The 18,734-nt window shown below is 59.3% G+C and carries 16 protein-coding genes and 1 pseudogene; 12 read left to right on the forward strand and 5 right to left on the reverse strand.

Annotation, left to right across the window (positions count from 1 at the left end; all coding sequences use genetic code 11):
* Positions 1-372: 372 nt before the first annotated feature.
* Positions 373-2,328, reverse strand: coding sequence for an acetate--CoA ligase (gene acs, locus QU606_RS28315; protein WP_024077015.1), 1,956 nt, complete (start codon positions 2,326-2,328; stop codon positions 373-375).
* Between the two features lie 395 nt (positions 2,329-2,723).
* Between acs and QU606_RS28320 the strand changes: the two genes are divergently transcribed.
* The 4 genes and pseudogenes from QU606_RS28320 (at position 2,724) to QU606_RS28335 (ending at position 5,897) form a co-directional block, all read left to right on the forward strand.
* Complete coding sequence (locus QU606_RS28320) at positions 2,724-2,993, forward strand: DUF2790 domain-containing protein (RefSeq protein ID WP_069076866.1); 270 nt, start codon at positions 2,724-2,726, stop codon at positions 2,991-2,993.
* Positions 2,994-3,575: 582 nt separating this feature from the next.
* Complete coding sequence (locus QU606_RS28325; RefSeq protein WP_024077017.1) at positions 3,576-4,826, forward strand: ribonucleotide-diphosphate reductase subunit beta; 1,251 nt, start codon at positions 3,576-3,578, stop codon at positions 4,824-4,826.
* 95 nt (positions 4,827-4,921) lie between these two features.
* Positions 4,922-5,176: pseudogene (locus tag QU606_RS28330) on the forward strand (HNH endonuclease); the annotation flags it as partial.
* A gap of 73 nt (positions 5,177-5,249) precedes the next feature.
* The gene (locus QU606_RS28335) at positions 5,250-5,897 is read left to right on the forward strand and encodes an HAD-IB family hydrolase (RefSeq protein ID WP_069076867.1); all 648 of its coding nucleotides are present in this window, start codon (positions 5,250-5,252) and stop codon (positions 5,895-5,897) included.
* Positions 5,898-6,013: 116 nt separating this feature from the next.
* Here the strand turns inward: QU606_RS28335 and QU606_RS28340 are convergent, their stop codons facing one another.
* Entirely contained in the window at positions 6,014-6,973 is a 960-nt protein-coding gene (locus QU606_RS28340) for a LysR family transcriptional regulator (RefSeq protein ID WP_069076868.1), read from the reverse strand.
* 193 nt (positions 6,974-7,166) lie between these two features.
* On the opposite strand from QU606_RS28340, the gene argH reads away from it, so the two are divergent.
* From argH to QU606_RS28385, 7 genes are all read left to right on the forward strand, one after another.
* The gene (argH, locus tag QU606_RS28345; RefSeq protein WP_069076869.1) at positions 7,167-8,594 is read left to right on the forward strand and encodes an argininosuccinate lyase; all 1,428 of its coding nucleotides are present in this window, start codon (positions 7,167-7,169) and stop codon (positions 8,592-8,594) included.
* 146 nt (positions 8,595-8,740) lie between these two features.
* A complete protein-coding gene (locus QU606_RS28355) occupies positions 8,741-9,619 on the forward strand; it encodes an amino acid ABC transporter permease (RefSeq protein WP_024077022.1) in 879 nt (292 codons plus the stop codon).
* Positions 9,620-9,643: 24 nt separating this feature from the next.
* Positions 9,644-10,408, forward strand: coding sequence for an amino acid ABC transporter ATP-binding protein (locus QU606_RS28360; RefSeq protein ID WP_024077023.1), 765 nt, complete (start codon positions 9,644-9,646; stop codon positions 10,406-10,408).
* 25 nt (positions 10,409-10,433) lie between these two features.
* Positions 10,434-11,255, forward strand: a complete 822-nt coding sequence (locus QU606_RS28365) for an ABC transporter substrate-binding protein (RefSeq protein WP_024077024.1) — start codon at positions 10,434-10,436, stop codon at positions 11,253-11,255.
* Positions 11,256-11,403: 148 nt separating this feature from the next.
* A complete protein-coding gene (locus tag QU606_RS28375) occupies positions 11,404-12,594 on the forward strand; it encodes an MFS transporter (RefSeq protein ID WP_304997868.1) in 1,191 nt (396 codons plus the stop codon).
* 60 nt (positions 12,595-12,654) lie between these two features.
* Entirely contained in the window at positions 12,655-13,602 is a 948-nt protein-coding gene (locus QU606_RS28380) for a hypothetical protein (RefSeq protein ID WP_168233468.1), read from the forward strand.
* Positions 13,603-13,695: 93 nt separating this feature from the next.
* Entirely contained in the window at positions 13,696-14,076 is a 381-nt protein-coding gene (locus tag QU606_RS28385) for a helix-turn-helix transcriptional regulator (RefSeq protein ID WP_024077027.1), read from the forward strand.
* Between the two features lie 175 nt (positions 14,077-14,251).
* Here QU606_RS28385 and QU606_RS28390 read toward each other — a convergent pair whose 3' ends face one another.
* The 3 genes from QU606_RS28390 to QU606_RS28400 form a co-directional block, all read right to left on the reverse strand.
* Positions 14,252-15,700 carry an amidase family protein gene (locus QU606_RS28390; RefSeq protein WP_304997869.1) on the reverse strand — a complete coding sequence of 483 codons (1,449 nt, stop codon included), beginning with the start codon at positions 15,698-15,700 and terminating at the stop codon, positions 14,252-14,254.
* 200 nt (positions 15,701-15,900) lie between these two features.
* Complete coding sequence (locus tag QU606_RS28395; RefSeq protein WP_237141777.1) at positions 15,901-16,443, reverse strand: hypothetical protein; 543 nt, start codon at positions 16,441-16,443, stop codon at positions 15,901-15,903.
* Between the two features lie 322 nt (positions 16,444-16,765).
* On the reverse strand, positions 16,766-17,824 hold the full coding sequence (locus QU606_RS28400) for an MBL fold metallo-hydrolase (protein WP_024077030.1): 1,059 nt from the start codon (positions 17,822-17,824) through the stop codon (positions 16,766-16,768).
* A gap of 123 nt (positions 17,825-17,947) precedes the next feature.
* On the opposite strand from QU606_RS28400, the gene QU606_RS28405 reads away from it, so the two are divergent.
* Positions 17,948-18,568, forward strand: coding sequence for a TetR/AcrR family transcriptional regulator (locus QU606_RS28405; protein ID WP_024077031.1), 621 nt, complete (start codon positions 17,948-17,950; stop codon positions 18,566-18,568).
* The last annotated feature ends 166 nt before the right edge of the window (positions 18,569-18,734 follow it).

Below are 18,734 nucleotides of genomic sequence, written 5' to 3' on the forward strand. Positions count from 1 at the left end.
ATTATTCGCAAACCCTTCTGGCACGGCAAGTCTGGCGTTTAATCTTATTTCTGGGGGTGTCTAAAACGCGGTTTTTCAGGGCATGAGCGTAGCCCTTTGCCTCATGTTCGAGCATAGGGTTACACATTTAGAGGTGACAGTAACATTCAGAAACGTCCTACCAGGGAAACCGATATTTATTTGACTGGTGGAGATCCAAATGTGGGAGGGGGCTTGCTCCCGATAGCGGTAGTCAGTCACTTATTTGTGAGCTGACCCGGCGCTATCGGGGGCAAGCCCCCTCCCACATGGGATCCTCAGTGGTTTTGAGAGACCACAAAAAAAGCCCCACTCGGCATACACCGAATGGGGCTCTTTCCCACCTACCCCGCGTTACGCGGCGTTCATGGTCTTGTGCGTCTCGATCAAATGCGCCACCACACTCGGATCAGCCAAGGTGGAAATATCCCCCAGCCCGTCGTACTCGGCCGTGGCGATCTTGCGCAGGATACGCCGCATGATCTTGCCCGAGCGCGTCTTCGGCAAGCCCGGTGCCCACTGGATCACATCCGGCGAAGCGATCGGGCCGATTTCCTTGCGGACCCAGTTCTTCAGCTCCAGACGCAGCGCTTCGTTCGGCTCTTCGCCGTTTTTCAGCGTGACGTAGACATAGATGCCCTGGCCCTTGATGTCGTGCGGCACACCCACCACCGCCGCTTCCGCGACTTTCGGGTGGGCAACCATGGCACTTTCGATCTCGGCGGTGCCCATGCGGTGGCCAGACACGTTCAACACGTCATCCACACGGCCGGTGATCCACCAGTAACCATCTTCATCGCGACGGGCACCGTCACCCGTGAAGTACATGCCACGGAAGGTCTTGAAGTACGTGTCGACGAAACGGTCATGGTCGCCGTACAGGGTACGGGCCTGGCCTGGCCACGAGTCGAGAATCACCAGGTTGCCTTCGGCAGGACCTTCGATGATGTTGCCCAGGTTGTCCACCAAGGCCGGTACCACACCGAAGAACGGCCGTGCCGCCGAACCCGGCTTGAGCGCATGGGCGCCTGGCAGCGGGCTCATCAGGGTGGCGCCGGTTTCAGTCTGCCACCAGGTATCGACGATCGGGCAACGGGATTGGCCCACGTTCTTGTAGTACCAGTCCCACGCTTCCGGGTTAATCGGCTCACCCACCGAACCGAGCAGGCGCAGGCTGCTGCCATCGGCGCCTTCGCAGGCGGCGGTGCCGGAGGCCATCATTGCGCGGATCGCGGTCGGTGCGGTGTAGAGGATATTGACCTTGTGCTTGTCGACGATCTTCGCCACCCGGGTGATATCCGGGTAGTTCGGCACGCCTTCGAACAGCAGCGTGGTCGCGCCATTGGCCAGCGGGCCGTAGACGATATAAGTGTGGCCAGTGACCCAGCCGACGTCGGCGGTGCACCAGAAGATTTCGCCTGGGCGGTAGTCGAACACGCGCTCGTGGGTCAGGGCCGCGTACAACAGGTAGCCGCCGGTGGTGTGCTGCACGCCTTTAGGCTTGCCGGTGGAGCCGGAGGTATAAAGGATGAACAGCGCTTCTTCGGCGCCCATCTCTTTTGGCGCGCACACGGTGCCCGCAACTTTCATCAGGTCTTCGTACCAGATGTCGCGATGCTGGTTCCACTTGATGCTGCCATTGGTGCGCTTGCACACAATGACTTTCTGGATGCTGCTGGTTTCCGGGTTGGTCAGCGCGTCGTCGACGTTGGCCTTCAGCGGAATTTTCTTACCGGCGCGGATGCCTTCGTCAGCAGTGATCACCACTTTCGACTTACAGTCGATGATGCGACCGGCCAGGGCCTCCGGCGAGAAGCCACCAAACACCACCGAGTGGATCGCCCCGATGCGGGCACAGGCCAGCATGGCGACCACCGCTTCAGGGATCATTGGCATATAGATAGTCACCACGTCGCCGCGGTGCACATCCTGGCCACGCAGGGCGTTGGCGAACTTGCAGACTTCTTCATGCAGCTCGCGATAGGTGATGGTGCGGCTCTCGGCAGGGTCATCGCCCTCCCAGATGATCGCTGCCTGGTCGCCACGCTCGGCGAGGTGACGGTCCAGGCAGTTGTAGGAAACGTTCAGGGTGCCATCAGCGAACCACTTGATGTCGACATGGTGATCGTCAAAAGAGGTCTGCTTCACCGCGGTGAAAGGCTTGACCCAGTCAAGGCGCTTGGCTTGCTCACGCCAGAAACCATCGGGGTTGACCACCGACTGCTGGTACATGGCCTTGTAGGTCGCCTCGTCGGTCAGCGTGTTGGCGACTGTTTCGGGGCGAACGGGGTACAGGGAAGCCGCACTCATCTTTCTTACCTCGGTGACATAGTTGTTGTTGTATGGCCCAGTTGTAGCCGGGGTGGGCCTATAGAACCATTCGACGATGGTAGTAACAAGACCCTACAAATTGCCCTGCTATCCCTCTACGGGCCTCTGGCCCGCGGCCTGCGTGGCTTGGCTGCCTGATGAAAAAACCTTTACCACGGGATTGTTACAAAAACCGCCAATAGTGTTTATCAAAAGCACGGGTATATGAATATAACCTGCGGGCCTAAAATCAACTCCGCCAACAAGGCACTGTGATTAACAACGTAACAGCCCCCACGAAGGCACGTTAATCCGAACTTACCAACCCTAAGTTACACACGTGGCCTCACAAAGGCCCCGTGACCCCTTTCGCCCTGAAGAAGGTAAATAGAGAAATGAAAGCTTTATTAGTTATGGCCCTCAGCAGCTTGTGCGCCACCGCCGCCCTGGCCGATGAGGCCCCGACTGAGCTGGCCGGCCAGAAAGCCCCGATTGTCGAGGACTACACCTACAGCACCAAGCTGGACGTGGCCAAAGTATTGTCCATGAGCACTATTCCAGAAGTTTGCGAAGTGGTACCGGTAAAAATGGAATATGAAGATTCCCAAGGTCAGCGCCACATTCTTAATTACAAGGTTATGGGCAATGGTTGCTCTAACGGATAAACACTTCGTTAGTTCAATTTGAACTTGATCTTGTTTGCCGCAAGAAATCGTTCTTGCGGCCAAGAACCGGCCTTTGACCCCCCGCAGACCAAATGTGGGAGGGGGCTTGCCCCCGATAGCGTCAGCCGACGCACCTCTATTACGCTATTACCCCCTACGCCCCGCCCCCCTGCATCCGACCCGCAAAAAGCCACTCATCGCCCCTCAAAAAAAACCAACCCCAGCAAAGCCTTGCAAACACACGCTTTGGCCGAAAACCACGCCATTGCGGCCCTCCTCCGAGACCATCCGCCGCAACACAAAGTCGAATTTTTCCCTATAATGCGCGGGTAAATCGGGCCTGCAATATCCCTTTACACTGGGATGAAGAGCCAGACCTGAGCCTGCGCTGGAGCATGCACCTGTCGCTCCGCCTCTCAAGCCTCACGCAGAGCACCCGTGACCCTATTCCGTTTAATGCCTGCGCCAGCGGTTGCAACAAACGATTTCTTAAGATCCACCGCGGCCCTAGGGCCGTGTGAACACCCAACCATCCGGTTTCACACGGGCACCTTTGAGCCCTCACGCAGGAGACGACACGTCATGCTGAGCTGGGACGAATTCGACAAAGAAGAAGACGGCGAAGTAGCCACCAAAGGCGCCAACGCCGGCCACGCCACCGAAGCCAACATGGACCGCCTCGACGGTGCCGGCGCCGCTGCCGCCATCGAAGCCCGCGCCGTCACCGCCAGTGACTCCGCCGCCATCGTGCGCGCCAAGGCGGCCCTGGACAAACTCGACGTCGCCGAAGGCCTCGCCGAACTCGAAGGCGCTTCCGCCCGCGTCGCCGTTGACGAAAAACGCATGATCAACTGCCGCGCCGACCTCAACCAACTCGTGCCCTTCAAGTACGACTGGGCCTGGCAGAAGTACCTCGACGGCTGCGCCAACCACTGGATGCCGCAAGAGGTCAACATGACCGCCGACATCGCCCTGTGGAAAAACCCCGAAGGCCTGACCGACGACGAGCGCCGCATCGTCATGCGCAACCTCGGCTTTTTCTCCACTGCCGACTCCCTGGTTGCGAACAACCTGGTCCTGGCCGTGTACCGCCTGATCACCAACCCGGAGTGCCGCCAGTACATCCTGCGCCAGGCCTTCGAAGAAGCGATCCACACCCACGCCTACCAGTACTGCATCGAATCGTTGGCCATGGATGAAGGCGAGATCTTCAACATGTACCACGAGATCCCATCGGTGGCGAAAAAAGCCGCCTGGGGCCTGAAGTACACCCGTTCGATCTCCGATCCGAAGTTCGAAACCGGCACCGTCGACACCGACAAAGAACTGCTGCGCAACCTGGTCGCCTACTACTGCGTGCTGGAAGGCATCTTCTTCTACTGCGGCTTCACCCAGATCCTGTCCATGGGCCGCCGCAACAAGATGACCGGCGTCGCCGAACAGTTCCAATACATCCTGCGCGACGAGTCGATGCACCTGAACTTCGGTATCGATGTGATCAACCAGATCAAAATCGAAAACCCACACCTGTGGGATGCCGAGATGAAGGAAGAAGCGACCCAGATGATCCTGCAAGGGACGCAGCTGGAGATCGAATATGCGCGCGATACCATGCCTCGCGGTGTGCTGGGTATGAACGCGGCGATGATGGAGGATTACCTCAAGTTCATCGCTAACCGTCGCCTGTCGCAGATTGGTTTGAAGGAAGAGTATCCAGGGACCACTAACCCGTTCCCGTGGATGAGCGAGATCATGGACTTGAAGAAAGAGAAGAATTTCTTTGAGACCCGGGTGATTGAGTATCAGACGGGTGGGGCGTTGAGCTGGGATTGATTCCTTAACACAGCAACACCAAGAAGCCCTGACTTGTTCGGGGCTTTTTTATGCGAGTTCACTGACGCGGAGCTTGCAGCTGCGGTCGAGCCCTAAAAGTCCGCGCCTGGGTACTGAAAGAAGCCAAGGGCATCTGCGAAGGCTGCGGCTCTAACGCGCCGTTCGAGGTCGACGGCTTGCCATTTCTTGAAGTACATCACGTCAAGCACCTCGCCCAGAAGGGTTCGGATCGCATCACCAATGCTGTAGCCTTGTGCCCCAATTGCCATCAGCGTTGTCACCGGTCGACTGACCGGGAGGCTTTCACCGAGGGGCTTTACGCCAAGGTCGGAAGATTGGCACGGGAGTAAACTCCTGCTGTCACACCTGATGCACACTCAAAAAAATACTAGATAGGACCGAGGCCAACCCGTGAACCCAGACATGCTCGAAGCCGGCCCCGCTGACGCCAAAGTACTTTCCGTCTTTGACTTCGACGGCACCCTGACCCACCACGACAGTTTCGTGCCCTTCCTCAAGTTTGCCTTTGGCCCTGGCGAGTTTTATGGCCGGATGGTCAAGCTGGCGGTGCCTGGGCTGCGTTTTTTGGTGCGGCAGATCAGCCGGGATGAGTTGAAGGCGCAGTTGATCCGCACCTTTATGACCGGGGTGGAGAAGGCGTGGGTGCAGCAGAAGGCCGAGGAGTATTGCCAACGCAATTGGGCGCGGTTGATGCGCCCGGCGGGGGTGTTGTCGGTGGAGCATGAGTTGGGCTCCGGGGCGGAGGTCACGCTGTGTTCGGCGTCGCCGGCGTTGGTGTTGCAGCCGTTTGCGAATCGGCTGGGGATCAAGTTGATCGGGACTGAGCTTGAGGTGGTCGACGGGGTGTTGACCGGCAAGCTCACCGGGAATAATTGCCGCTGTGAGAATAAGGTGCTGCGGCTCGAGGCGGTGTATGGGGACCTGGGGGAGTATCGGCTGCGGGCCTGGGGCGATACACGCGGGGATCGGGAGCTGCTGGCGGCGGCGCAGGATGCGCATTTTCGGCATTTTCATGCGAAGAAGAAAAAGCGGGCTCGGTTGCAGCGATGATGCGGGTAATGGGGATCGGCTGGAACACCGAGTCGATGCCATCGGTGCCTCGCTAAAGCTCGAGACCTCCCACATTTGATTTCTGTGATCCGGTAGATCGGCGTTTGTCGTGAACGTTATGTCGTGGCTTTGAGGTCTACGCCCAGGGCGGTGGCAAAGGCTTTTACCAGCGGACTTCTTGGCGCGTTGTGGCGCAGGATCAGGTTGAAGACGGTGCTCAGGTGCACGTGTTCCGGGCACAGTGCGCGTAGGCGCCCTTCCCTTACCAATGGCGCGGCGTAGTGTTCCGGCAGGAAGCCGAGGAAACGACCGGTGAGGATCAGGATAGCGACGGCTTCGACTTGCGAGGCCGAGGCGGACTGGCTGTCGTAATTGACGAAGGTGGCCTTGTCGCGATGGATCGCATACCGATGGTTGACCACTTCATATTGGCGCAGCACCTCGGGCGTAATGTCGTTCGCGGTGAAGAGCGGATGTCCTACGGCACAGTAGGCGTGGGCCTTTTCTTCGTAGAGCGGGAAGTAGTCGAACTCTTCGCGGCGCTGGTACACGGGGACGATGCCGACAATCAAGCGCCCTTCCACCACACCGCGTTCAACTTCGTCCAATTGCGAGGCATGCAGGCGTAATCTTATTTTTGGTGATTGGCTATGTAAGTTGCCAAGCGCGGCAATCAGCGGTGAATTAACGTCGGAGACAGTGTTATCAATAACGCCCACACTAAGGTCGCCGATGAGTTCATTTTGCGCCGAACTAAGCTTGTCTCTGAAACTGTCTACCGAGGTAAATAACTCGATGGACGCTTGATACACCAACTTGCCTTCTTCGGTCAGCCCGAAGCCTTCTCGGCCCCGTGTGCACAGGCGCATGCCGATGCGGATTTCCAAGTCGGAGATCTGTTTGCTGATGGCCGCCAGGCCCACGTTCAGCTCGTTTTGCGCAGCGCTGAAGCCGCCAGCTTCGACCACGGCCATAAATACCCGCAGCAGTTTGAAATCCAAACCACTGAGTTGCAGGGGCGGTCTTGTGCCGGGTTTTGGCGGTAGGTTTCCAGAAGTGGAAAGTGGAGTTTCCATAATACGCGTTGACCTCAAGTGCCATATTCAACAGGCTTCAACCCAATCCTTGAACATAGCCAGGCGGCGATAATGAACATAAACATCCGCCCTTGGCAACCTTGAATACGGCGCGTCAGACGCCGGTTCAGTTTAGTTGAAAACCTTTTTTTACTGCCTCCGACTCTTCTAAAAACAAGCGTGAGGAATACCCATGTCCCAGCCCACCGACCGCCTTTGGGGCGCTCGTTTCAAGACCGGTCCGTCTGCTGCGTTGGCCGCATTGTCCCGTTGCCCTGAGCGCTATTTTCGCCTGACGCCCTACGACCTGGCCGGCTCCCGTGCCCATGCCCGTGAGTTGCAGCGCGCCGGTCTGCTGGATGAATCGGAGACCTTGCGCACCCTCGAGGCCCTGGACCGCATCGGTGAAGACTTCGCCGCCGGCCGCCTGCATCCCACCCTGGATGACGAGGACGTACACACCTTTATCGAACGCGTCTTGACCGAACGCCTGGGCGCATTGGGCGGCAAGCTGCGCGCCGGGCGTTCGCGTAATGATCAAACCGCCAACGATCTGCGCCTTTTCCTACGCGACCATGCGCGCACCATCACCACCGAGGTGTTGGGTCTGCAGCAGGCGTTGGTGGAACAGGCTGAGCAGCATGTCGAGAGCATCTGCCCCGGCTTTACCCATTTGCAGCAGGCGCAACCCATCGTGTTCGCCCATCACTTGCTGGCCCATGCGCAGTCGATGTTGCGCGATGTCCAGCGCCTGGTGGATTGGGATGCGCGTACGGCGTTGTCACCGTTGGGTGCGGCGGCGATGGCCGGCTCGGCGATTGCGCGACAGCCGGAACATTCAGCCAAGGAAATGGGCTACACCGGGCCGTGCGAAAACTCGATCGATGCCGTCGCCAGTCGCGACCATGTGGCGGAGTTCCTGTTTGTGGCGGGCATGCTCGGAGTGAATATTTCGCGGCTGTCGGAGGAGTTTTGCCTGTGGTCGTCGCGCCAGTTTCGTTGGGTGGTATTGGACGATGCCTACGCCACCGGCAGTTCGATCATGCCGCAGAAAAAGAACCCGGACATTGCTGAATTAGCGCGAGGCAAGGCTGGGCGGTTGATCGGCAACCTGACCGGGCTGATGTCGACGCTCAAATCCTTGCCGCTGTCGTACAACCGCGATTTGAGCGAGGACAAACACAGCGTGTTGGACAGTGTGGACACCTTGTTGCTGGTACTGCCGGCGATGGCCGGGATGGTCGCGACCATGAAGGTCCAGGTGGAGGAGCTGCGGCGCCAGGCGCCGATGGGCTTTACCTTGGCGACGGAAGTGGCGGATTGGTTGGCCACCCGTGGCGTGCCGTTCAAGGAGGCCCATGAGATTACCGGCGCCTTGGTGCAGGCCTGCGAGAAGCATGAGATTGAGTTGTGGGAAGCCTCGCCGGCAATGCTGGCGGAGGTGGATGCGCGGTTGACGCCAGAGGTGCGCGATTGCCTGACCCTGGAAGCGGCGATTGCGGCACGCAGTGGATGGGGTGGGACGGCGCCAGAGCGGGTGCGGGAGCAGATTGGGCGGTTGAAAACGGCATTGGCTGCTCAGCAGCAATGGGCCGACACCTACACCGGTTTCAGAATTTGAACACCTTCACCTTGTAGGAGCGAGCTCGCTCGCGAAGAACCCAGGAACACCGCGGGGCATCAGGTTTCCCGCGTTATCGTTGACGATCTTCGCGAGCAAGCTGGCTCCTACAGTGGAAGGCTGTGTACAGCATTTGGAGTAGAACCATGAACCAAACCCCGGCCGAGCGCTTGGAAGCTGAGCGTAAGTTGTCCGAGAACCAGTTCGATATCACGCAGTACGAGCACGTGCCACGTCGCTATTACGGGCGGATGTTTTTTGCCACCTTGATCGTGATCGTGTTGGCCGCGCTGTTGCGCGCGTTTGCCAATGGCCAAATCGAATGGTCCTACATCGGTCAGTTCCTCACGTCTGAGGCCATCATTTGGGGCCTGGTGAATACCATCGTCATGTCGATCCTGGCGATGGCGCTGGGCGTGGTGATCGGGGTGATCACGGCGATCATGCGCATGTCGGCCAACCCGATCCTGCGTTACGTGGCCATCACCTACACCTGGCTGTTCCGCGGTACACCGCTGATTTTGCAGTTGCTGCTGTGGTTCAACCTGGCGTTGATCTTCCCGGTGATCGCGATCCCCGGCCTGTTCAGCATCGACACCGTCGACCTGATGACGCCATTCGTGGCCGCCCTGCTCGGCTTGAGCATCAACCAGGGCGCCTACACCGCCGAGGTGGTGCGCGCCGGCCTGCTGTCGGTGGATACCGGCCAGTACGAAGCGGCCAAGTCCATCGGTATGCCGAGCCTGCAGGCGCTGCGCAGGATCATTCTGCCGCAGGCCATGCGGGTGATCATTCCACCGGTAGGCAACGAGTTCATCAGCATGGTGAAAATGACCAGCCTGGCCAGTGTGATCCAGTACTCGGAGCTGCTGCACAACGCGCAAAACATCTACTACGCCAACGCCCGGGTCATGGAGCTGCTGATCGTCGCCGGCATCTGGTACCTGGCGGTGGTGACTGTTCTTTCATTTGGTCAAAGCCGCCTCGAGCGTCGTTTTGCCCGCGGCGCCGGCAAGCGTTCGTAAGTCTGGGTTGAGGAGATTTGCCCCATGAGAAGCATCGTCAAGGCCGTCAACCTGAACAAGTATTACGACCAGTATCACGCGTTGCGCGACATCAATATCGAGGTCGAGCAAGGCGAAGTCATGTGCATCATCGGCCCGTCGGGCTCGGGTAAAAGCACCCTGCTGCGCTGCGTCAACCAGCTGGAAAAAATCGACAAGGGCGGCCTGTGGGTCGACGGCGAACTGGTGGGTTACCGCGTGGTCGGCAACAAGCTGCATGAGATGAATGAAGTGCAGATCGCGCGCCAACGCCTGGCCACCGGCATGGTGTTCCAGCGCTTCAATTTGTTCCCGCACATGACCGTGTTGCAGAACATCGTCGAAGGCCCGTGCCAGGTGCTCAAGCGCTCGCCCAAGGAAGCCACGGAGGACGCCCTGGAGTTGCTCGCCCGCGTTGGCCTGGCGGACAAGCGCAATGCCTACCCGGTGGAATTGTCCGGTGGGCAACAGCAGCGTGTGGCGATTGCCCGCGCGTTGGCGATGCGCCCCAAGTTGATGTTGTTTGACGAACCCACCTCAGCCCTCGACCCGGAGCTGGTAGGAGAAGTGCTGTCGGTGATGCGCGATTTGGCCACCACCGGCATGACCATGATCGTGGTCACCCATGAGTTGGGCTTCGCCCGCGAAGTGTCCAACCGCATGGTGTTTATGGATGCAGGCCAGATTGTGGAAGCCGGCAGCCCTGAAGAAATTCTAATAAGCCCACAAAACCCGCGTACCCAAAGCTTTATTTCTGCCGTTCGCACTTAACTAAAAAACTAACGAGAACGCCCCCATGAAAAAATTGTTCATCCCAACGTTGCTCGCAGGCCTGATGGCCTCCACCGGTGTATTGGCGGCATTGCCGGCGGCAATCAAGGACAAGGGTGAGATCAGCGCGGCCATCGTGCCGAACTACCCGCCGATGGATTTCAAGGACCCGGCCACCAATAAGCTCACCGGCTTCGACTTCGACCTGGGCAACGCCCTGGCCGAGCGCCTGGGTGTGAAGATCAAGTGGCAGGAAACCGGCTTCGAGCAAATGCTCAGCGGCTTGACCACCAAGCGCGTGGACATCGTGCTGTCGGGCATGAGCGACACCGCCGAGCGCCAGAAATCCGTGACCTTCATCGACTACTTCACCAGCGGCCCGCAGCTGTACACCCTGGCCAAGCGTGAAGAGATCAAGGAACTGACCGACCTGTGCGGTAAAAAAGTCGGCACCAGCCGCCGCACCACCTGGCCGTCGGAAATTGCCGCGTGGAGCAAGGAAAACTGCGAAGCCGCGGGTAAACCCGCCATCGTGGTGATCGGCACTGAAGGCTCGGCGGATGCGCGGGCACAGTTGCAGCAGAACCGCCTGGACGCGGCGATGCAGGGCAGCGAGACGATTCCTTATTTGATGTCGTTGGACAAGGGCAAGTACAAGCCGGTGGGCCTGGCGATTTCCAAGCAGTTCACCGGGCTGGGGATCGAGAAGAGCAACACCGGGCTGGTCACGGCGATCAGTGAGGCGTTGCAGGGCATGATCGATGACGGGACCTACGGCAAGATCCTGAAGAAGTGGGATCTGGAACAGGGTGCGGTCGAGAAGATCAGCATCAACGCCGGCCAGTAACCCGTCCCCACTGTAGGAGCGAGCTTGCTCGCGAAAAACCCGAGAGCACCGCGGGCAATCAGAAAGCCCGCGCTATCGTTGACGATCTTCGCGAGCAAGCTCGCTCCTACAGAATACCAAGGCACCTGACAAGGACATCCGCCCCACCGTGGCCACCTACTCCCTGGTAATCCGCCGCCTGATGATTTGCTCGGTGACCATCGTGGTCAGCCGCGCCATGACCAGCCCACTGCTGGCGCTGCTGCTGAGCACGCGCCTGGGCCTCAACCAGCAGGACATCGGCCTGCTGATGGGCATCGCGGTGTTTATCGCCACACTGCTGGGCCTGTATGGCGGCTACATCATCGACCGCCTGGAAAAGCGCAAGCTGCTGATCCTGGCCATGCTCTCCAGCGCCATCGGCTTTCTGTTACTGACGTTTGCCAGCAACCTCTACCTCACCACCCTGACCCTGGTCATCACCGAAGCAGCGTCAGCGCTGTTCCTGATCGGCTCCAAAGCCATCATCAGCGAGAACCTGCCGGTGGGCGATCGCGCCAAGGTGTTTTCCCTGCGCTATACCCTGACCAATGTCGGCTACGCCACCGGCCCGATGGTCGGCGTGGTGATTGCCGGCCACATGCAACTGGCGCCCTTCCTGATCGCCAGCGCGATTGCCTTTGGCAGCGTGTTCCTGATGATCGGTATCCCGCCGACGCAACGGGATGACAGCCACAGACCCTTGAGTTTTGTCAGTACCCTGCGCACCTTGCGCAGCGACCGCACGTTGATTCTGTTCACCAGCGGCAGCCTGCTGAGCACCATTGTCCACGGGCGCTATACGCTGTATCTGTCGCAGTTTCTGCTGGTGGCCTACAAGCCGGCCGAGGCGCTGAAGATTCTGTCGGCGGTGCTGGCGTGTAACGCCATGACCGTCATCGCGATGCAGTACCAGATCGGGCGGTTTCTCAAGCGTGAGCAATTGCGCTACTGGATCGTGCTGGGCACTTTGCTGTTCATGCTTGGGTTGATCGGCTTCAGCCTGGCCGACAGCTTGCTCACCTGGTGCCTGGCGATGTTTGTGTTCACCCTCGGCGAGATGATCATCTACCCGTCCGAGTTCCTGTTTATCGACACCATCGCCCCGGATGCCCTGCGCGGCAGTTACTACGGGGCACAGAACCTGGCCGCGTTTGGCGGGGCGATGAGCCCGGTGATTTGCGGGTATTTGCTGATCAACGCGGCGCCCACCAGCATGTTTTATGCCCTGGGCGCACTCACTGCCCTCGGCGGCACCCTGTGCTTCCTGAGCGGACGCCGCGTGGCGGCTAGCCCCCCTTCGGCCAGCCCGCACATTTGATCGCTGCCACGGCTGATATTTGCGTAATATCCGGTTATCCCTCTCACGGACCCGAGCCTCATGAAATTCGACACGGCCTACAGCGTGAGTCTCGACAACAAGCTATCGATCTACGACGTACGAGAGCTGAATTTCGACGAAACCGCCGCGTACGACTCCGACAAGGACCGTTTCCTCTGCCCCAACGACGCCTGCCGCGCAGCCTTTGAAACGGGCAACGTGCTGGGCACGTATAACGCCAAGAACGTCAACTACCAGCGCACCCCGCATTTCAAGAACACGCCCAGCACCGAGCATATCGAGGGTTGCCGCTATGCCAGCAGCCACAAGCCGGCGGCAGGCGAAAGCGACGACGCGCGCGAGGACAACTTCCCATCGGAATTTGTCCTGACCCGGCGTACCTACGCGCGCATCACTCCGGTCGTCGACGCCGAGGGGCAAGCCCCGCAAGCACCCGCGCAAACACCTTCAGGCCGCCCCCCCGCAGCCGTCAGCGCCAGCGACAGCACCCCGGATAAAACCAGCGTGTTCGCCCACCCGGTGGAATGCTATGTGTCGAATATCGACCACAAGGATAAGCTCAAGGCGATGCCGCTGAAGATCGGCGAGCACAGCGCGACCTACTGGGCGTTTTTCAAGAAAATCGAGTACCTGCAGGACAACCACGGCCTGATCTACTGGGGCAAGATCAAAGCGATCAAGGACTACACCAGCAGTTTTCGCATCGACTTTGAAAAGAGGGTCTGGCTCGACAAGAAGCCCTATTCGGTCAATGTCTACCTGAGCAAGAAACTCATCGAGAACTACCGCAAGCGCAAGGCGTTCCTGGAGCAGATCAAGGCCGCGGCCAGCAGCGAACGGCCGCTGTATTGCTTCTTCTACGGGGTGACGCCGGCGCTCAAGCAAGTGCCGAGCAAGAAAAACCCGGAACAGACGTTCGGGGTATTCAGCGCCAATATCGAGAACCTGGACCACCTGATTATTCGGGAAGTGCCGATGCTGGAATAGCAGGTGGTTAAGAATCCAGTTGATGAGCGGTCGAAACAACTGTACAAAAACACAGTATAGTTTGCCTTCCCCGTCGAACCCTGGAGACAACCCATGTCCTCTCTGGCAATGAGCTCTTTCGTAGAACAGCAGATCGTCCTGCATCAATTCACCGCCAAGCACAGCGTCCAGGCCCGCGTGATGCTGGGTTGGAGCCGCGAAGACCTGTCCCGTCAGGCCGGCGTGTCGGTGGCGGCGATTCAACAATTCGAGAACAACGGCGACGTGGACGATGAAACCCGCCTGACCCTGGCGTTTCGCCTGGAGGCGGAGGGGCTGGTGTTTTTCCCTGGGTTTGCGCCGGGATGGGGGATGAGGGCGCGCAGGTTTGAAACCGCACCCGCCGAGCCGGCCTCTAAAGGCATTATGTCGCGGCTGATGGGCTCAACTGCGGCAGCAATCGAGCCACCAACGCCTCAACCGAATGGTGCGTAGAGTCCAGGCGGGTCAGCCATGGAGTCGCCCCAGTCACACAGCGATTTAGAGGCCGGCGGTTTGCTCTTGCAGCAGGCCGATACGCTCATCCCGTGGCCGGGCGACCGTGAACGCTGAATGCACCGGGCCTGCAATTGCAGCGCCCAATGCATCCTGTATCACGCGGGGGTCAGGTTCAGTGGTTGGCGGTCATCTCAACCCCGCCATCGGTCATCGGCGGTGCGGGAGAGAAAGGCGTACCAGGGGTGAAAGCCGGCTCCCTGATCGCCTGCGACACCTGCTCATAGCCATGGGCTACGGACAGTAAGGTGGCCTCGCTGTTGCCCGAACCATAGAAATACAGCGCCGTAGGCATGCCTTCATCATCCATGCCGCTAGGGACTGAAATGCCTGGGTAGCCCGCGGCAGCAGTGAAGTAATAGTTATGGGACAGGAAATTCGACACGATGGCGTCGAGCTTGTGTGCCTTCAACGGGTTATCAATCGTTTGCTGGAAAATCGGAGTAATGGCCTCCCACAGGCTGTCGAGCTCCTCCTGCGGCACCTCCAGGGTGTTGATGAGTTCCAGAAGGTTCTGGTCCGGCTCGCCCGGCAGCCCGTTGCGTTTATTGAATGCGATCAGCTCCGATAGTGATTTGACCGGCAGGCCTTGCCTTCCCGCCAAATAGTCCTCGAGCTGTTTTTTAACGTCGGTAAACAACGCTTCGTTGTAGTCCCGGTAGTTGTCATCAGATATGCCTTCGTCCATTGGCCCCACTGGCACCAGGGTAGCGCCCTCGGACTTGAGCCGTTCAATCGCGTCCTCGAAGTGTTTTCTATCCGCGCGCTTCGCGGGGTCCTTGGCCTCCTCCGGCGTCAGCTCAGGCAATGGTGTGTAGCCAATGCGCTTGCCTTTCAAGGCATCTGGCGTGAGGCCCTCGGTGTACACGGTGGTCTCAGTCATGGCGTTGAGTGCCTCCGCCGCGTCACGCACATTACGTGTAAAAGTGCCCACCGAATCCAGGCGCGTACTGGTCATGACGCCCTCCGTGCTGACCAGGCCGGCAGTGGTTTTCATGCCGAAAACACCGTTATAGGCGGCCGGAGCAATAACAGAACCATTGGTCTCAAGCCCCAGCGCCAGCGGAACATGCCCTTGGGCCACCGCCACCGCCGAGCCAGAACTCGACCCTGCCACCGGGCCACCAAGCCGATGAGGGTTGAGCGTCTGTCCACCTCGGGAGCTCCACCCATCTGCCGGCGCTTCGGAGCGAAAGTTGGACAATTCGCTCATGTTGGTTTTACCCACAATGACCATGCCCGCTTTCAGCAGCTGGTCCACGACCTTGGCATTTTTAGTCGCCGGCGCGCCCACCAGGGCTTTTGAGCCAGCACTCGTCTGCATATTGCCTTGGGTTTCAAACACATCTTTGAGTGCCACGGGCACGCCATGCAGATAACTGCGCACCTGGCCGTTGGCACGCTCCTGATCGAGCGCCTTCGCCTCATTCCTGGCGTTGCGGTTGATTTCTAAAAACGCGTTTCCCCCCTGGAGCCCCTGGTCAATATTGGCGATCTGCTTCAACGATTCCTTCACCAACGACTCTGAAGTGACCCCTGAGTGCTTGGCCATATCCGCTGACATTTCATGGGCGCTCTTGTATCCCTGCCCAGGCTGTGTAAATGCCCGGTAAAGGTCGGCAGCCCATCCCCCGGACGAAGAAGGTATGAACATAAATTCCCCTCGATTGGACGGAACGTGCGAGCTATCGATTGATAACCCGGTACCAGTCTAAAAAGGGCGGTGCTTTCCTCCCCCAGGGTAAATCTTGCAGTCTCGTCCGATTACTCCACCCAAGGTGTGGGCTGTAAGGTGGCGGGTTCCTGTAACAGCAGGCGGTAGCTCTGTGCCAACGCCCTCACGTGATCACGCATCCAGTGGGCGCTATAAAACCAAAGCCTGTTGCCTTCTTCCAGCGGCTCGAAAAGCCCCGGGTAGCCACTTCTGCACGCGGCATGAAACGCGGCACTTCGCCCCTCGGACACCAGGGCATCAAGGCGATTCTCCGTCACGTGTCGATCGATTTCGTTGTGCATGCTGAATTGAAGGCTGTCGTCCACCTGCTCCGCGTCCAGCGCCACCAGTTGCGCCCCCGCCTGGCGCAACTTATCCAAGGCACGAGTGAAGGAGGCGCTGTGTTCAGCGGGTTCGTATGCATCACCCCGTACATAGCGCCCGGCATACCCTATGCGCCACCCGGTCAATGCCGGTGCCGGGGTAAAAGCACTGTTGTTCAGTACCAGGGGGACTTCCACCATCACCGGCCCCGATGGGTCGACGCCACTTAACGCACTGAGCGATAACGCCGGGTCGCGTACGGTTTTCATCAGCGGGCCCGGCACGTCAAACCGGGGAGTGGGGACGCCGGTTCCCGCAGGCTCAGGTGTGTGAGCAGCGGCACCGAACGTGATGCCGCCCGCGCTGCCGCTCGGTGCATCAGTGGGAGGAACGGAGGGCGGGCAGGTCGCGCCCGAGGGTAACGCTTGCCCCGTTGGGCATGGCACGCATGGGCGCCAGTACTTCCTACACTTGTCTTCCATCAGAACCTGCCCCGAGAAATGAAATTCCCAAGGATCATCGCACCGTCGTCCGGCGCTTGTCGCAACCTCGAAACACCCTGAAAATTCCTTTTTCCAAGTGCGCCGACGTTCAGCCCACGGCGTGTTCCTCAACCGCTTGCGTCTCGACATCCAGCCACCACGCATGACCGCGTTCAGGCATGCTCAAACTGAACGCCTGGCCCATCGGCGGCGTGGTAATCGACACATTGCGCTCCCATGCCAGCGCCATGATGCGGTCGAAGGGTTCGTGCCAGGCATGGAACGCCAGGTCGAAGGTGCCGTTGTGAATCGGCAATAACCAACGGCCCTTGAGGTCAATGTGCGCCTGCAAGGTTTGCTCAGGTTGCATGTGCACATGGGGCCAGTCGACGTTGTAAGCACCGGTTTCCATCAGGGTCAGGTCGAACGGGCCGTAATGTTCGCCGATGCGCTTGAAGCCGTCGAAATAGCCGGTGTCGCCACTGAAAAAGATCCGACGCGCGCCGTCGATCATCACCCAAGAGCACCACAGCGTCTGGTTACTATCAAACAGGCCCCGCCCGGAAAAATGCTGTGCAGGCGTGGCGACCAAATGAATGCCGCCGACCTCCGTGCCCTCCCACCAATCGAGCTGCCGCACTTTACGCGCGTCCACGCCCCATTTGACGAGGATATCGCCCACGCCCAGCGGCGCCAGGAAGGCAGCGGTCTTGTCGGCCAACTGGATGACAGCCTTACGGTCCAAGTGGTCGTAATGGTTGTGGGAAAGAATGACCGCTTCCAAATCAGGCAGTTCTTCAAGAGTGATAGGGGGCTGATGGAAACGCTTGGGGCCAGCCCAACTGAAGGGTGACGCGCGCTCGGCGAACACCGGGTCGGTCAGCCAGAACTTGCCGCGCATTTTCAGCAGTACCGTGGAATGCCCCAGGCGAAATACGCTGTGGTCGGGGGCGGCGGACAGTTGCTCGCGGGTCAGCGGTTGCACCGGGATCTGCCCTACTGGCCGCGTGGTGCGCGGCTTGTGAAAGAGCATCTTCCAGAAAATACCCAAGGTTTTGGCAAAGCCGGCGTGCTGCACGGGGGCGCCGTTGCTGAAGCTTCCCGGAGCCTGTTCGGCAGGCTTGCGGGCGACGGGCGCGGGGTCGAGACGGGTTGAGATCGTGGCCATTCCAGAGTGACTCCTACAGACCGCTCATAAGTTACACTGCACAGTGTAGTTTCAAGATTGCAACAAAACCCGGAGCAAGTAAACTACCGAGTGTAATTTTCCCCCTAGAGCCGATCACTGCCCATGACTGCCCCCCAGCGCCTCACCGACCGCAAACGCGAAGCCATCGTGGCCGCCGCCATTGCCGAGTTTCGGGTCAACGGGTTCGAGGTCACCAGCATGGACAAGATCGCCGCCACCGCCGGCGTCTCCAAACGCACCGTATACAACCATTTCCCCAGCAAGGAAGAGTTGTTCGCCGAAATTCTCCACCAACTCTGGGCCAGCAGCGTCGCCCAGCTCGACGTCAGCTACGCCAGCGACCGTCCGTTGCGCGAACAATTGCGCGAGTTGCTCGAAGCCAAGATGAAGATGATGTCGGACGCCAATTTTCTCGACCTGGCCCGGGTTGCCATCGCCGCCACCATCCATTCACCGGAACGCGCCCAGGACATGGTCAACCGCCTGAGCAAACGCGAAGAAGGCTTTACCCAGTGGGTGCGCGCCGCCCAGCAAGACGGCCGACTCAGTTGCAGCGACCCGGCCTTCGCCGCCCACCAGATCCAGAGCCTGCTCAAGGCTTTCGCGTTCTGGCCACAGATCACGCTGGGCCAACCCACCCTTGATGCAGCCAGCCAGGCCAGGGTCATCGAGTCGGCCATCGATCTTTTCCTGGCCGGTTACGAAATCACTGCACAGCGCTGAAGCACTGGCCCCTCCCCACTGTTGCATAAGCGACATCCCTGGTCGTTTTTCGACGATTCCTGCACGGTCTCTCCACAAATGGCTTGGAAGGACACTGATTATTCCCACAGGAATAACTGACAATATTCACCGGACTTATCCGATCAACGGTTAATCGGGCAAACGT

This window comes from Pseudomonas sp. OVF7 (assembly GCF_030644265.1).
Lineage (GTDB): Bacteria > Pseudomonadota > Gammaproteobacteria > Pseudomonadales > Pseudomonadaceae > Aquipseudomonas > Aquipseudomonas gorinensis.